The following is a 13764-nucleotide window of genomic DNA, read 5'->3' on the forward strand; positions in this document are numbered from 1 at the left end:
TCATTGACACGGGTCCGGCACTGCGAAGGGACTTTCGACATGCCCCGTGTGGTACCGGCGGTCATCCGCGCGCTCGACGTCCTCGAACTGTTCCTGGACTGTCCCCAACTGTCGGCCCGGCAGGTGATGGAGCGGCTCGACCTGCCGCGCACCACAGTCCACGAGCTGCTGGTCACGCTCGAGGCGCGCTCGTACCTGATCTCCGTGCCGGGCCAGCCGGTGCAGTACCGGCTCGGCATGCCGCTGTTCCAGTTGGGCGCGGCGTTCGCGGGTCGGCTTGATCTGGTACGCGAGGCGCAGGGCGTCGCGCGGGACGTGGCTGCCAAGTGTGACGAGGCAGTTCATGTGGCGGTGCTCGACGGCGCCGATGTCATCTACCTCGTCAAGTTCGACAGCACCCACCCGGTCCGGATGGTGTCCGGGGTCGGGCTGCGGCTGCCGGCCCACTGCACGGCGGTCGGCAAGATCCTGCTGTCGGGTCTCAGTAAGGCGGACCTTGACGCCGTGCTGCTGAAGGATCCCCTGCCGGGCATGACGCCGGACAGCATCACCGACCCGGACCGTCTCCGCGAGCATCTCGAACGTGTCCGCGCGGAGGACGTCGCGATGGACATCGGCGAGTCCGACAGCGCCATGCGTTGCGTGGCGGCGGCCGTCCGGGACCATTCCGGCGCCATCATCGCCGGGATGAGCCTGTCCGCGCCGATCATCCGCTGGACGCCGCAGGCGCAGGTGGAGTGGACCGGGCTGGTTCGCGAGGGCGCTGCCGCGCTGTCCGCCCGGATGGGCTACCGGGCCCAGCCTCGATAGCTGGACTAGCGTTTTCGGCTCGAAATAACATCGAAACATTGACACCCCTCGCGCGGGTGCTCTAGCGTCGCGACCACTCAGTCCGGTATATCGAACCTAGTTCGAAATTTCGAACGGCGGTGGTCCCGTGACCCGACCCAACTGGAACGTCAGCGCCACTGTTTCGGCCCGGTCGTCGATCGCCCCCACCGCGTCGCGCTGTGGCAACCCACGGGCGAACTGATCTCAACGGGCGACCTCGTCTGGTCGCCGCCCAAGCGAGACAACTGGAACACGACAATCGCGGCGATCGCCAGGTACGCCTTCGGCGTGCAGCCGTGCGCGGGCAGATGAAGGAGGCGGGTGTCCATGAAGGACAAGTCGGGGTGGTCTCGGCGCGGCGTGCTGGGGATGGGCGTGGGAGTCCTCGGCGCGGCCGGTCTGGCCGCGTGTGGAGGCGAATCCGAATCGCCGACCAGGGTGCAGGCGGAAGTCCCGCAGGAGCTGATCGACGCTGCCGCGGCGATGAAGGGCTCCTCGATGGGGATGCTGTCGCAGAAGCTGTACTCGACGGCGGCGAACGACGCCCTCGACAGCTCGATCAAGAAGTTCGCCGACACCACCGGCACGAAGATCGAGAACAGCCTCGTCCAGGCCGACGCGGGTGACGTGGTGGCCAAGATCGACGCCGAGGTCAAGGGCGGGGTGGCCCGTGACCTGGCATTCATGACCGACTCCCGCTTCGTCGCGCAGTTCCAGGCACTCGGCGACCTGGAGGACGTGACGGACGTCGTCCAGGCGCTGACCGCCAAGTACGGCGAGCCCTGCGCCGAGGCCAAGAACTTCTGCGTCTTCGACGGCAAGTGGTTCGCGATCCCGTACCACTTCATCGGGATCGGGTCGTTCCTGCGCAAGGACTGGATGAAGGACAAGGGCATCACCCCCAAGGACATCTACAGCTGGGAGGAGCTGCGGGACGTCTGCCTGGAGATCTCCGATCCGGCCAAGCGCCGGTTCGGCTGGGGCATGACCGTGAACCGGTCCGGTGACGGCAACGGCATGATCGAGGCGCTGATCAACGCGTACGGCGGGTCGATCGCCTCCAACGACGGCCGGAAGGTCACCTTCGACTCGCCGGAGACGGTGCAGGCGGTGACCTTCCTGGGCGACATCTACACGAATTCCAAGTACAAGCGGATGCTGCCGCCGGGGATCGCGAGCTGGACCGACACCAGCAACAACGAGAACTGGCTCGCCGGGATCCTGGGCTACACCCGCAACCAGTTCAGCGTCTACGCGGACTCCCGGACCAAGAAGAACCCGGTGCACGAGAACACCCACGTCTTCTCCGACTGCATCGGACCGGCGACCAACAATCCCCTGCTGCTCGGCCAGTCGCAGGGCTTCGTCGTCTTCAAGGGCGCGAAGAACCCGGCGCTCGCCAAGCTCCTGGCGCAGTACCTGGTCAGCGCGCCCGCACTGCTCGGAGTGGCGAAGGAGGCACCCGGCCTGGTGATGCCCGCCTGGTCGAAGGTCTGGGACGCCGACCCGTTCTTCACGAGCGGCGACCCGGCGTTCCCCATGCTGCGTAAGATCACCGAACTTCAACTGCCGCTGAACACGAAGAACGGCCTGACCTTCCCGCAGAAGGCCAGCGCCGGGCAGCAGGCCGTCGGCTCCGCGTACGTGCTCACCGACATGATGCAGCAGGTCGTGCAGGGCACCGCGCCCGCGCAGGCAGTGAAGGCGGCCCACACCAAGATGGTGCAGATCTTCAACCAGCAGGGGCTGCCGCAGTGAGCTCGGTCCGTCCCGCGCGGGTCCCGACGGCGGCGAGGAAGACGCCGCCGTCGGGGCCCGGCTCCCTCACTGCCACCCAGCGGCGACTGGGTCGTGACTGGCGGCTGGCCGCGCTGTTCCTGGCGCCGATGGCCGTGCTTGTCGGCGGTCTCGTTCTCGTGCCGATCGCCCGGTCGATCATCACCAGCACCACCGAACGGCACGGGCAGGAGTCCGTGTTCGTCGGCGCGGACAACTACCTCGCCCTCGTCGGCGACGACCAGTTCCACACGGGCGTGGTGAACTCGTTCGTCTTCACCGCGTACGCCGAGATCTTCAAGGTGGTGCTCGGGCTGGCCGCGGCCCTGCTGCTGCACCACCGGCGCCGCGGGCGGGCGGTGCTGGCGGGTCTGCTGCTGGTGCCGTGGGTGGTGCCGACGGTGGTGACGGCGTTCAGCTGGCGCGCGCTTCTCGACCCGATCTTCGGCAGCGTCAACACCCTGCTCACCTCCACCGGGATCGGCCCGCTGCTTGTCGACCTGCACCTGGTGGACAGTTGGCCGGCGGGCTGGCTGTCCGACCCGGAGCTGGCCATGCCGTCGGTGATCCTCGTGAACGTCTGGAAGGGCGTGCCGTTCTTCACCGTGTGTTTCCTCGCCGGGTTGAAGGCCATCCCGACGGACCTCTACGAGGCGGCGACCATCGACGGCGCCTCGTCCTGGCAGCGGTTCGCGAACGTGACACTGCCCGGCCTCCGCCACGTGATCACCGTGACGGTGACCCTGTCGTCGATCTGGACGTTCAACAACTTCGACCTCGTCTGGTTGCTCACGCAGGGCGGCCCGGGCGACGTGACCGCGCCGTACGTGCTCGTCGCGTACTCGAAGGCGATTCTGCAGTTGCAGTACGGCGCCGGCGCGGCGGTCACTCTCGTCATGCTGCCGGTCATCGGCGGGCTGGTGTTCGTCCTGGTCCGGCTGCTGCGCCAGGATTCGGGGGCGAGACTGCCCCGGGCACGCCGAGCGGCGCGGTGGGTCGGAACGCGGTGGGCCCCGACGGCGCGCAGAGCGCTGCCGTGGGTCATCACCGCTGTGGTCACCGGTCTGCTGTTCTGGGCGTCGCCCCACATCTTCTGGAAGGCGGCCGTCGTCCTCGGGGTGATCCTGCTGGTCGCGGCGGCGGTCGGCCGGGTGGTCTCGGCCCTGAACTCCCGGGGCGGTCGCCGGTCGTCGTCAGTGGTGTCGGGCCTGGGGTCCTGGGTCGCGCTGGCCGGCTTGCTCTTCTTCGTGCTGGGCCCGCTGTACTGGATCGCCGTCACGGCCTTCAAGTCCGAGGGCCAGGTCGTCATGCGCACCGACGACCTGTGGCCGACCCCGTGGACCATGGAGCAGTTCAGCGCGCTGTTCGCCAACCAGCCCTTCGGCCGCTGGTACCTCAACACCATCCTGGTGTCCGCCGCGTCCACAGCCGTGGCGCTCGTCTGCGCCGCCCTCGCGGGCTACGCGCTGGCCCGGCTGCGGTTCCGCGGGGCACAGGGCTTCACCGTCACCGTGCTGCTCACCTACGTGATGCCTGGCGCACTGCTGTTCATCCCGCTGTACCAGATGCTCATCGGCGCACGACTCACCGACTCGCTGTGGTCTCTGGTGGTGACGTACCCGACCTTCACGCTCCCCTTCGCCACCTGGCTGCTTGTGGGCTACTTCTCGTCGATCCCCGTCGAGCTGGAGGAGGCCGCGCTCGTCGACGGCTGCACCCGTCTCCAGGCGTTCGGGCGGGTGGTGCTGCCACTGGCCAAGCCGGGGCTGCTGGCGGTCGCCCTCTTCACGTTGACCAACGCCTGGAACGAGTTCCTCTTCGCCTTCGTGTTCATCACGAAGGACGAGTACAAGACGCTCCCCGTCGGGATGCAGTCGATGATCGCCGGTGACGTCGTACCGCAGGGCCAGCTCGCCGCGGCGTCGCTGCTCGTCAGCATCCCCGTGGTCATCATGTACGCCCTCGGTCAGCGCTTCCTGACCGAAGGCCTCACCGCAGGCGCGGTGAAGGGATGATCAGCTTGCCACGGCCCTGCTGAATCGGCGGCCGAGGTGCGCGAAGGCGTCGGTCAGCTCGCTGGGACCGACGACGTCGATGTCGGCGTCGTACCGGGCGAGCGTGGCCGCGAGGCTGGGCCAGGACCAGGAGCCGAGGGTGAGCCGGCAACGGCCGGGGCCGGCCTCCTCGATGATGCCGTCGCGGGTGTAGAGGGCGACCGTGGCGGCGGGCAGATCGAGGATCACCGTGCCCCGGCAGGGCCACCCGCCCCCGGCACCCGCGCCCCGGAACGTGCCGACGAGGTAGCTGGCGACGTCCGTGCCGGGGAGTTCGCGGGGGACGAAGCGGGGTCCGTTGGGGGTACGCAGGGTCATCCGGTCGACGCGGAAGGTCCGCCAGTCGGCGCGGTCGAGATCCCAGGCGATGAGGTACCAACGTCCGTCCCAGGTGACGACGTGATGCGGTTCGGCGCGGCGCGCGGGCCCGTCGGCGGAGCCGTAGCCGAAGCGCAGGACCTCGTGGGCGTGGACCGCCGCGCCGAGTGCGAGCAGCAGTTCACTGTCGACCGGTGCGGCCGGTCGGGCGTTCGGCCGCTCGACGCTCGTGACGTGCAGGGCTTCGACGCGGTTACGGAGCCGGGTGGGCATGACCTGATGGACTGTGTTCAGCGCCCGGGCCGCGGCGTCGGCGAGGCCACCGGAGGTGGTGGCCGCCACCTGGAGGGCGACGGTCAGGGCGACGGCCTGCTCGTCGTCGAACAGCAGCGGTGGTAGTTCGGTGCCGGCGCCGAGCCGGTAGCCGCCGTCCGGGCCCTTGACCGCCACGATCGGATAGCCGAGCTCGCGCAACCTGTCGATGTCGCGGCGGACGGTCCGCAGGCTGATGTCGAGTCGGTCGGCCAGCAGCGTGCCGGGCCAGTCCCGCCGGGCCTGCAACAACGACAGCAGGGCCAGCAGTCGGGCGGACGTCTTCGGCATGGATCCGATTCTCCCCGGAGTAGGTGCCACACCCTGGCACCCACCCCTGCGAATCTTGGTCTCGCGCCGGACAGCACCGGCCGCCCCTCGAATGACGGAGACCTGACATGGCGATCACCACCACGACCCACCTGAACTTCCGCGGCGACGCACGGCGGGCGCTCGAGTTCTACCAGTCGGTGTTCGGCGGCGACCTGACGGTCGTCGCGTACGGAGACTTCGGAATGCCGAAGGAACTCCCCGACGCCGACAAGGTCGTCTTCGGCCAGGTCACCTCCGAGAACGGTTTCCGCATCATGGCGTACGACGCACCCGGCCAGTCACCGTCCCCGATGGCGCCGACCGCCACCACCCGCGTCGACGGCATGACGGTCACCGGCGAGCGGTTCTTCGTCGCGGTCGGCGGCGACACCGCCGAGGAGATCGAGGCGCTGTGGGACGGGCTCGCGGACGGCGCCGAGATCATCGAGGCGTACGCGCCGTCGCAGTTCTCCACCGGCTTCGGGATGCTCACCGACCGCTTCGGTGTCACCTGGATCCTCCAGGTCAACGCCACCCGGGCCGGCTGAACGTCGGCGGCACGCCTCACGGCACGAGGTGCTTCTCGAACCAGTGGTGGGCGTAACGCTCGGTGTTGTACGCCTCGATCTCCCGGTAACCGGTCGCCCGGTACAGGGCGATCGCCTCGGTGAGGGCGCGGTTGGCGTCCAGTCGCACGGCTGTGGCGCCGCCCCGGCGTTGAGGGTGGCGAGCAGCAGCACCCCGGCGAGCGCGGAGTCCATATACCTGACCTTTAGTCAGGGAAATGTGTCAGTGAACTCCGTGCTCGCCGGCGCGGGGCGTGGGCGCCGCAACGACAGCCGATGCGGCCGCGGCTCGGGCCTGCTCGAAATCCAGGAGGTCGTTCACGGCGTCGATGAAGGACCTGTCGAAGTCGCCGTAGTACAGCTCCTGGGCGACGCGCCAACGGTCACGGTTGGCCGGGACCGCGAGGACCTTGTTCAGGAACGTCGACGTGCGCTTCATCTCCGTCGCCATCCGCGCGAAGTCTCCGTCGTACAGGTCGTCGTAGAAGCCCTGGAAAGCGTCGAGGAGAACACTCAGATAGGCGATGCTCCGGGCCTCATCAAGGCTCACCGAACGATCCAGCCCGTGCACCTCGTACAGGAGTTCTGGATGTTCCAGGGTCGCTTCGTTGGCCACCGCGAACCCCTGGAACAGGTGGGCAACATTCTGCCGCTGTAGACCCTTTCCGGCGATCTCGGCGCTGCGCAGGGCGCCCTTGGCGTTCTGTAGTGCGAACCGGGCGGCAATGAGTGCCACCACGGCGGAGAGGGCCGACGCCACCACCGCGATAACGTCCATCGGGAAAGTCGCGCTCCTACCTTTTGTGGGGTGAACCACCCAAGGTAGCACTCCGGGCGAAACGCAGCCCGAACAGCGATTTCACCCCCTGACCGTCTGATCCGCCCCCTTCATCCCGGTCGTTGCTGGCGGTAGCGCATGACGCCGGCCTGATCCAGGACGACCACCATGAGCACCACACCTGTGGCGACGGCGGTGACCGCCACCAGTGGCGGCCGCAGGGCGACCGCCGCACCGGACAGCACGAACAGGGCGGCCACCCGGGGCCACGAGATCCGCCTGTGGATCGCCACCGAGAACAGGATCCGCCCGATGAGGAACAGCGCCGGCCCGCCCAGGATGGCCAGGACAGCCGCCGTGTCGCCGGTCTCGGTGGGGTGGGCGATGCTCAGTTCCGCCCCGACCGCGGTGACCACCAGGCCGGCGACCATCACCAGGTGCAGATATCCGGTGATGACGCCCAGCCGAGCCGGGTCGGCGTGCTCGATGGCCGGGGCCAGGCGCTGGCCGGCGGGCGTCACGTAGAGCAGTCCGATCAGCACGGCGGTGGCGAAGACCAGCAGGAAGGCTGCGGTCTCCGGCAGGTGCAGGCTCGTGCCGGCGTACGAGAGGCCAGCGACCAGGACGAGTTCACCGAGCGCGATGATCATGATCTGCTGGTGCCGCTCCGCGAAGTGCTCGCCGGCGAGGTGCAGTTCCTCAGACGCGGCGCGACCCAGGCGGGGCGTCGGCCAACCGAATCGTGGGCCGGTCACATCGATGGCGAGTGCGAGCACCCAGAGCGGCACCCGCCAGTCCGGCAGGAACGCGCCGGCCAGCCACGGCACCCCGGACAGGCTGTACCAGGTCATGATCCGCAACGCTCGGCGCTGCCGTGGATGCCCACGCAGCGCGACGGCGGTGACGATGCTGCGGCCGACGTGCAGCACGACGTACGCGCTGGCGAACAGCACTCCCCGCTCCTCGAGCGCCTGCGGGATCGCCACCCCGGCCAGCAGACTGGCCAGCGCGGCGGCGATCAGCAACCCGCGCACCGCCGGGCTCTCCGGGTCGTACCAGTCGGCGAACCAGGTGGTGGTCACCCAGATCCACCAGACCCCGGTCAGCAGCAGGGCGGTACGCAGAGTGCCGACAAGCGTGAGGTCGTGCAGCAGGTGCTGGGCCAACTGACTGAGGGCGAGCACGAACGCCAGGTCGAAGAAGAGCTCCAGGAACGAGGCGCTCAGCGGCGCACCGCTTCCCCGCAGCAGCCGCTCGGGCTTGCTCGCCATCGGCGCTCCTCCCGGTGGCACGCACGCCAGGCGTCCGTCGTACCACCCGAAGGAGGCCGCCCGAGGCGAAAGAGGATCAGCGGCGGACGCCGACCCCCGCGTAGCCGTGCGAGTCGATCAGTTCCGGTTCCCCGTCCGGCCGCCACCTGGTGGTCTCCACGAGGCCCGGTTCGACCAGGTCGTACCCGGTGAAGAAGCGCACCGTCTCGGCGTGCGTGCGCGGCACCAACGGCGCGCTGCTGTTGCGGTAGATGGCCTGCCCGCGCTCGGCCAACTCCGCCGGGATGCCGTCCAACGTCAGGTGCGACAGCACCAGGTGACTGCCCGGCGCCGTGCAGTCGCGCAGCCGGGCGACAGCCGCCCACGGGTCGTCGGCGTCCGGCACGAAGTGCAGCACCGCGAGGAGCAGCACCGCCACCGGCCGGTCCAGGTCGAGCGTGCCCCGCACGTCCGGGTGCGCGAGCAGGTCGTCGGGCCGCCGCAGGTCACCCTGGACGACTGCCGTTCCGGGCACGTCCGTCAACAACTCCCGGGCGTACGTGACGGCCACCTCGTCGTAGTCGACGTAGACGACCCGCGCGCCCGGCGCCACCGTACGCACCACCTCGTGCACGGTGCCCTGGGTGGGCAGGCCGGCGCCGATGTCCAGGAACTGGCGTACGCCCTGCGCGGCGGCGTACCGGACGGCCCGGCGCAGGAAGTGCCGGTTGGTCTGGGCGGCCACCCCGGTCTCCGGGAAGATCTCCAGCACCCGTTCGGCGGCGGCCCGGTCGGCGGCGAAGTTGTGGCTGCCGCCGAGGAAGTAGTCGTACATCCGGGCGACGTTGGGTCGGGCGGTGGCGTCGGCTGCCGGCTGGTCGGTCACGAGGGGGTCCCTTCGACGGCGCGGTCGGATCTCGATGTCTAGCACCCGGGGCGACGACCCGCCGCCCCCTCGTGTCGTTGATCCGGCTGCACCCATGGTCATCGCAGACCACGGTGGGGGCACCCACTCAACGAGGAGGGACGCCGATGACAGCTCAACGGGAGACAGTGCCTGTCGACAACGACCTGTTCCGTGCCGTGTACGACTCGCCCGGTTCGCTGCCCGGCCGGCACCGGTGGACCACCCCCGAGTCGGACGTCCGGCGGTTGGAGAAGCTGCTCGGCATGCCGCCGCGCAGCATCGGCGCCCCGCTCTGGGTCAGCGGCGACGAACCGGACTGCCCCAAGTGCGGCAGGCGGATCACCTGGTACGACATCGTCTCGTCGGCGCTCTCCGGCCTGCACGACAAAGCCATGATCGCGACGGTCATCCTGGGCGAACGCAAGTACGTCAACACCGAGGTCCCCGATGCCATCGCCGGGGTGCGCTGCTCCGACTGTCACATCGCCATCGACGGGCTGCGCAGCTTCAAGTGCCACAACTGGGCGTACGCCTTCGAGGCGCTGGAGGCCGTCCGCGAGCGGATGGCGGGTGGCCCGGCGCCCGCCTGAGCGGGCGCCGGGTGACCTCAGTCGGACGAACGGCGGGTGGGGCGCCGACCGGGCGGGGAGGGCGGCTCGGGGCCGGGGTCCGGCACCTGCGGCATCGGGCGGGTGACCGGCGCGGCGCCTGTCACCACCACCGACTCGCCGTGGTGCCACAGCTCGACCTCGACGTTTCCGGTGGCGTCGGGCAGCTCGTAGCGGGCCTCGGTCGGAGTCAACGTGACCCGCAGCCGGTCGCCGCGCCAGCGCAGGCTGAACGCCAGCCGGTCGAGCCGCCCGGGCAGCCGGGGGTCGAAGGAGAGCACCCCACGGTCGTCGCGCATCCCACCGAAGCCCTGCACCAGCGCCAGCCAGGCACCGGCCAGCGACGCCAGGTGCAGGCCGTCGGCGGTCTTGTCGCCCAGGTCCTCCAGATCCTGGAGAACCGACTCGGCGAACAGGTCGTACGCCAGATCCAGGTGCCCGACCTCGGCGGCGAGCACCGCCTGCGGCGCGGCCGACAGGGACGAGTCGCGGACGGTCCGGGCCTCGTAGTAGGCCAGGTTGCGGGCCTTCTCGTCGGCAGTGAACTCACCCGGGTTGAGCTGCATGGCGAGCACCAGGTCGGCCTGCTTGACCACCTGTTTGCGGTACAGCTCCAGGTACGGGTAGTGCAGCAGGAGCGGGTAGTCGTCCTCGTCGGTGGCCGCGAAGTCCCACTCCGGCTGCTCGGTGAACCCGGCGGCCTGCTGGTGCACCCGGCGCTCACTGTCGTACGGGATGAACATCGCCTCGGCGGCAGCCCGCCAGCCGGCCACCTCGTCGGGGCCCACGCCGAGCCGGCCGGCCAGCTCGGGTAGGCGTTCGGCGGCGTCCGCCGCGCCACGCAGATTCCGCCGCGCCATCAGGTTGGTGAACAGGTTGTCGTCCACCAGGGCGGCGTACTCGTCCGGGCCGGTCACCCCGTGCAGGTGAAAGGCACCCGAGTCGGACCAGTGGCCGAAGCCGTGCCACAGCCGGGCGGTCTCCACGAGCAGTTCCAGCCCCGCCTCGGCGAGGAACCGCTCGTCGTCGGTGGCCGCCAGGTAGCGCAGCACCGCGTCGGCGATGTCGGCGTTGACGTGCAGCGCCGCGGTACCCGCCGGCCAGTAGCCCGAGCACTCCCGGCCGCCGATGGTCCGCCACGGGAACGTCGCGCCGGTCAGCCGCAGCTCGGCGGCCCGCTCCCGGGCCTGCGGCAGGTGGGCGTGCCGCCAGCTCAGCGCCGAGCGGGCCACCGCCGGGGCCAGATAGGTGAGCACCGGCAGGACATACGTCTCGGTGTCCCAGAGCACGTGCCCGTCGTAGCCGTTGCCTGTCAACCCCTTGGCCGAGATGGTCCGGTCCCCGTCCGGGCGGCCCGCCTGGATCAGGTGGAACATCGCGAACCGGACCGCCTGCTGGAGTTCCGGATCGCCGTCGAGCTGCACGTCGGCGACCTGCCAGGCGGCGTCCAGGGCGGCACGCTGGTCGGCGAGCAGAGCGTCGAAGCCGTCCGCGCGGGCCGCGTCCGCCTCGGCGACGACCAGGTCGGCCAGCTCGTCGACGGGCGTCCCGTCGACAGGCGTGCACTCGTACGCGGCGAACTTCGTCAACCGCAGCCGCTCCCCCGGGTGCAGCCGGCCCGCCACCGTCACCCGTACCCGGTCCGGGGTGCCGTCGCCGCTGACGGTCACCGTGTCCGGCGCGTCCAGCAGGTGGCTGACCGCCACCGCGACCCGCTGGCCGCTGCGCTCGGTACGGTGCACGAGCACCCCGTCGAGCCCCTCCGCGCGGTACGCCTCACCGGTCAGCGGATCGGTGAGCGTCGAGGCGGCACGCGGGTCGTCGGAACTCTCCGGCACCCTCTCGTTGGCCAGCAGGTCCGAGCAGACCCGCAGCTCGACTGGTGCGTCCAGCGGCTCGACCTCGTACCGGACGGCGGCCACCGGACGGCGGGGCAGGGACACCAGCCGGGTGCTGCGCACGAGCACCCGCCGCCCGGCCGGCGAGACCCACTCGGTTTCCCGGCGCAGCACACCCGCCCGCAGGTCGAGCACCCGGTCGTGGCCGCGCACCGTCCCGGTCCGCAGGTCCAGCGGCTCGTCGTCGACCCAGAGCCGGATCAGCGCGGCGTTCGGCGCGCTGACGACCGTGTCGCTGGCCCGGGGAAACGCGTACCCCTCCTCCGGGTAGCTCAGCTCACGCCGCTCGTGGAAGCCGTTGACGTAGCTGCCCGGCATCCCACACGGCGCGCCCTCGTCGAGGACACCACGCCAGCCGACCCACCCGTTGCCCAGCGCGAAGATCGACTCGGTCTCGCCGAGCCGGTCGAGGTCCGCCACCGTACGCCGGATCCGCCAGGTCTCGTCTCCCACCATGTCGGCGGCGAGAGATGGTTGACCTGTCGTCGAACTGGTGTGCACGAAGCCTCCTGGTGATGCCGCCGTCCCCGACCAGCCAAGCAGGAACGCCTGAGTGGTTGCTGGACGAAGGTCGTGGGGCCGACCTGACCTTCGTCCGCAGCGGTGCCCTGTGCCGCGTTCCTACGATGTCCCCCGGGTGAACGGGGTATGAACATTGAGTGAGGTGATGCATGGTCGACAACGGCAGCACTGACGTTCCGGAGATCAGTGCCGAGTGGTACCGCGACGTCGTCGACGCCGCCGCCGGCAGCCCCGACCCGTTGCGGTGGTTCGTGGGGCACGCCACCGAAGGGGTGATCCTGCTCCTCGGCGCGCTGCTGGTCGTGGCCGCGCTGAGCCGCCTGTCCGGCGGCCCCCGCGATCGCGCACTCGCCCTGGTCTCGCCGCTGCCGACCCTCCTGGCGTACGCGGGCAGTGAATGGCTCAAGACCGTGGTGGACGAGGACCGGCCGTGCCGGAACCTCGGCCGGGCGATCATCGCTGGTGCCTGCCCACCCCCGGGAGACTGGTCGTTCCCCAGCAACCACGCCACCATCGCCGGCGCCCTGGCGATCACCACGCTGCTGCTCTCCCGCCGGCTCGGCCTGGTCGCGCTGCCGCTGGCCGCGCTGGCCGCGTTCTCCCGGGTCTTCGTGGGTGTGCACTACCCCCACGACGTCGCCGCGGGTGCGCTGCTCGGTGCCCTGGTCGCCGCGGTGCTGACCCCGCTGCTGGCCCGACCGAGCGCTGAAGCGCTCCGCCGCCGCGCCGACCGCGCCACCCGCCCGAGCCCCAAGCTGGCGAGCCGCTCCCGCCCCTGACCGCCGGAGGCCGGGGTCAGGTTGTCAGGAGCAGGGCTGCCGTCGTGCCCAGCAGCAGGAACGGGCCGAACGGGAGATGGGTGCTCCAGCGGGCCCGTCGGGCGGCCAGCAGTCCGACACTTACCAGCGCGGACAGGGCGAACGCGAGCAGGATCCCGAGCAGCAGCACCGGCCAGCCGTACCAGCCGAGCAGCGCCCCCACGCTGAGCGCCAGCTTGGCGTCGCCCAGCCCGAAGCCGCGGCGGCCGAGCAGCAGCGTGCTGGTGGCGAAGAGCAGCGCCAGCACCGTACCGGCGGCGACGGCACGCAGCCACGGACCGGGGGCGGCGTCGCCGAGTGCGGCCAGGCCGAGCAGCAGCCAGGTCCCGATGGCCGCCGGCACTGTGAGCCGGTCCGGCAGACGGTGGACGGTCAGGTCGACGATGACCGCCGGGATGGTCCAGCCGAGCCACCAGGCAAGCGCCGAGAGCGGTCCGATCGGCGGCCCGACCAGCACCAGCAGCACGACAGCGCCGAGCGCGGCCAGCTCGACGGTGCCCGGTGGCGGGCCGACCCTCGCCCGGCAGCGGCCGCACCGGCCGGCCGGGCCGAGCGCCGGCCACGGCCGGGTCAGGCCGATCGCCGCGCCGCAGGCGTCGCAGCCGGCCCGGTCGGCGGTGCCCGACGGTACGGCGTACCGCAGGGCCGCCAGCCGCAGCAACGGGCTCACCGTCACGATCGCGAGCACGGCCGCGAGCCGGTCGTGACCCGGGCCGCGCCGCGCCGGTCGCGAGCGACTCTCGCGCCGACCGGTCGGGGCCGGCTGCCCGGGAGCGGACGTCGGAGGGCCGGTCAGTGCCACGTCGGCCGCCCC

Annotated in this window: 13 protein-coding genes; 6 read left to right on the plus strand and 7 right to left on the minus strand. The window is 70.7% G+C overall.

What is annotated here, in order from left to right; all coding sequences use genetic code 11:
* Positions 1-39 precede the first annotated feature (39 nt).
* From ACZ6N8_RS05375 to ACZ6N8_RS05385, 3 genes are all read left to right on the plus strand, one after another.
* Positions 40-810 (plus strand): IclR family transcriptional regulator, encoded by a 771-nt coding sequence (locus ACZ6N8_RS05375; protein ID WP_466007735.1) that lies wholly within the window; start codon positions 40-42, stop codon positions 808-810.
* 348 nt (positions 811-1158) lie between these two features.
* On the plus strand, positions 1159-2589 hold the full coding sequence (locus ACZ6N8_RS05380; RefSeq protein ID WP_466007737.1) for an extracellular solute-binding protein: 1431 nt from the start codon (positions 1159-1161) through the stop codon (positions 2587-2589).
* Complete coding sequence (locus ACZ6N8_RS05385) at positions 2586-4622, plus strand: ABC transporter permease (protein ID WP_466007738.1); 2037 nt, start codon at positions 2586-2588, stop codon at positions 4620-4622. The genes ACZ6N8_RS05380 and ACZ6N8_RS05385 overlap by 4 nt, the downstream gene beginning before the upstream one ends.
* Here the strand turns inward: ACZ6N8_RS05385 and ACZ6N8_RS05390 are convergent, their stop codons facing one another.
* The gene (locus ACZ6N8_RS05390) at positions 4623-5582 is read right to left on the minus strand and encodes a helix-turn-helix transcriptional regulator (protein ID WP_466007740.1); all 960 of its coding nucleotides are present in this window, start codon (positions 5580-5582) and stop codon (positions 4623-4625) included.
* A gap of 107 nt (positions 5583-5689) precedes the next feature.
* Between ACZ6N8_RS05390 and ACZ6N8_RS05395 the strand changes: the two genes are divergently transcribed.
* On the plus strand, positions 5690-6151 hold the full coding sequence (locus ACZ6N8_RS05395) for a VOC family protein (protein ID WP_466007742.1): 462 nt from the start codon (positions 5690-5692) through the stop codon (positions 6149-6151).
* 16 nt (positions 6152-6167) lie between these two features.
* Here the strand turns inward: ACZ6N8_RS05395 and ACZ6N8_RS05400 are convergent, their stop codons facing one another.
* From ACZ6N8_RS05400 to ACZ6N8_RS05415, 4 genes are all read right to left on the minus strand, one after another.
* Complete coding sequence (locus tag ACZ6N8_RS05400; RefSeq protein ID WP_466007743.1) at positions 6168-6299, minus strand: hypothetical protein; 132 nt, start codon at positions 6297-6299, stop codon at positions 6168-6170.
* A gap of 93 nt (positions 6300-6392) precedes the next feature.
* Positions 6393-6947 carry a hypothetical protein gene (locus ACZ6N8_RS05405; RefSeq protein WP_466007745.1) on the minus strand — a complete coding sequence of 185 codons (555 nt, stop codon included), beginning with the start codon at positions 6945-6947 and terminating at the stop codon, positions 6393-6395.
* Positions 6948-7057: 110 nt separating this feature from the next.
* Complete coding sequence (locus tag ACZ6N8_RS05410) at positions 7058-8218, minus strand: low temperature requirement protein A (RefSeq protein WP_466007747.1); 1161 nt, start codon at positions 8216-8218, stop codon at positions 7058-7060.
* 76 nt (positions 8219-8294) lie between these two features.
* Entirely contained in the window at positions 8295-9083 is a 789-nt protein-coding gene (locus ACZ6N8_RS05415; protein WP_466007749.1) for an SAM-dependent methyltransferase, read from the minus strand.
* A gap of 146 nt (positions 9084-9229) precedes the next feature.
* Between ACZ6N8_RS05415 and ACZ6N8_RS05420 the strand changes: the two genes are divergently transcribed.
* Positions 9230-9694, plus strand: coding sequence for a hypothetical protein (locus tag ACZ6N8_RS05420; RefSeq protein ID WP_466007751.1), 465 nt, complete (start codon positions 9230-9232; stop codon positions 9692-9694).
* Positions 9695-9711: 17 nt separating this feature from the next.
* Here ACZ6N8_RS05420 and ACZ6N8_RS05425 read toward each other — a convergent pair whose 3' ends face one another.
* The gene (locus ACZ6N8_RS05425) at positions 9712-12066 is read right to left on the minus strand and encodes a glycoside hydrolase family 65 protein (RefSeq protein WP_466008308.1); all 2355 of its coding nucleotides are present in this window, start codon (positions 12064-12066) and stop codon (positions 9712-9714) included.
* 215 nt (positions 12067-12281) lie between these two features.
* Between ACZ6N8_RS05425 and ACZ6N8_RS05430 the strand changes: the two genes are divergently transcribed.
* Complete coding sequence (locus ACZ6N8_RS05430) at positions 12282-12911, plus strand: phosphatase PAP2 family protein (protein ID WP_466007752.1); 630 nt, start codon at positions 12282-12284, stop codon at positions 12909-12911.
* A gap of 16 nt (positions 12912-12927) precedes the next feature.
* On the opposite strand, the gene ACZ6N8_RS05435 is transcribed toward ACZ6N8_RS05430, so the two are convergent.
* Positions 12928-13638: a prepilin peptidase gene (locus ACZ6N8_RS05435; RefSeq protein ID WP_466007754.1), complete on the minus strand. Its 711-nt coding sequence runs from the start codon at positions 13636-13638 to the stop codon at positions 12928-12930.
* Positions 13639-13764: the final 126 nt, after the last annotated feature.

Source organism: Micromonospora sp. NPDC047521 (assembly GCF_055587305.1).

Coding starts and splice junctions, on each gene's coding strand:
- ACZ6N8_RS05420 (WP_466007751.1), top strand. CDS start 9,230: ATGACAGCTCAACGGGAGACAGTGCCTGTCGACAACGACCTGTTCCGT.
- ACZ6N8_RS05410 (WP_466007747.1), bottom strand. CDS start 8,218: ATGGCGAGCAAGCCCGAGCGGCTGCTGCGGGGAAGCGGTGCGCCGCTG.
- ACZ6N8_RS05425 (WP_466008308.1), bottom strand. CDS start 12,066: ATGGTGGGAGACGAGACCTGGCGGATCCGGCGTACGGTGGCGGACCTC.
- ACZ6N8_RS05430 (WP_466007752.1), top strand. CDS start 12,282: ATGGTCGACAACGGCAGCACTGACGTTCCGGAGATCAGTGCCGAGTGG.
- ACZ6N8_RS05375 (WP_466007735.1), top strand. CDS start 40: ATGCCCCGTGTGGTACCGGCGGTCATCCGCGCGCTCGACGTCCTCGAA.
- ACZ6N8_RS05380 (WP_466007737.1), top strand. CDS start 1,159: ATGAAGGACAAGTCGGGGTGGTCTCGGCGCGGCGTGCTGGGGATGGGC.
- ACZ6N8_RS05395 (WP_466007742.1), top strand. CDS start 5,690: ATGGCGATCACCACCACGACCCACCTGAACTTCCGCGGCGACGCACGG.
- ACZ6N8_RS05405 (WP_466007745.1), bottom strand. CDS start 6,947: ATGGACGTTATCGCGGTGGTGGCGTCGGCCCTCTCCGCCGTGGTGGCA.
- ACZ6N8_RS05390 (WP_466007740.1), bottom strand. CDS start 5,582: ATGCCGAAGACGTCCGCCCGACTGCTGGCCCTGCTGTCGTTGTTGCAG.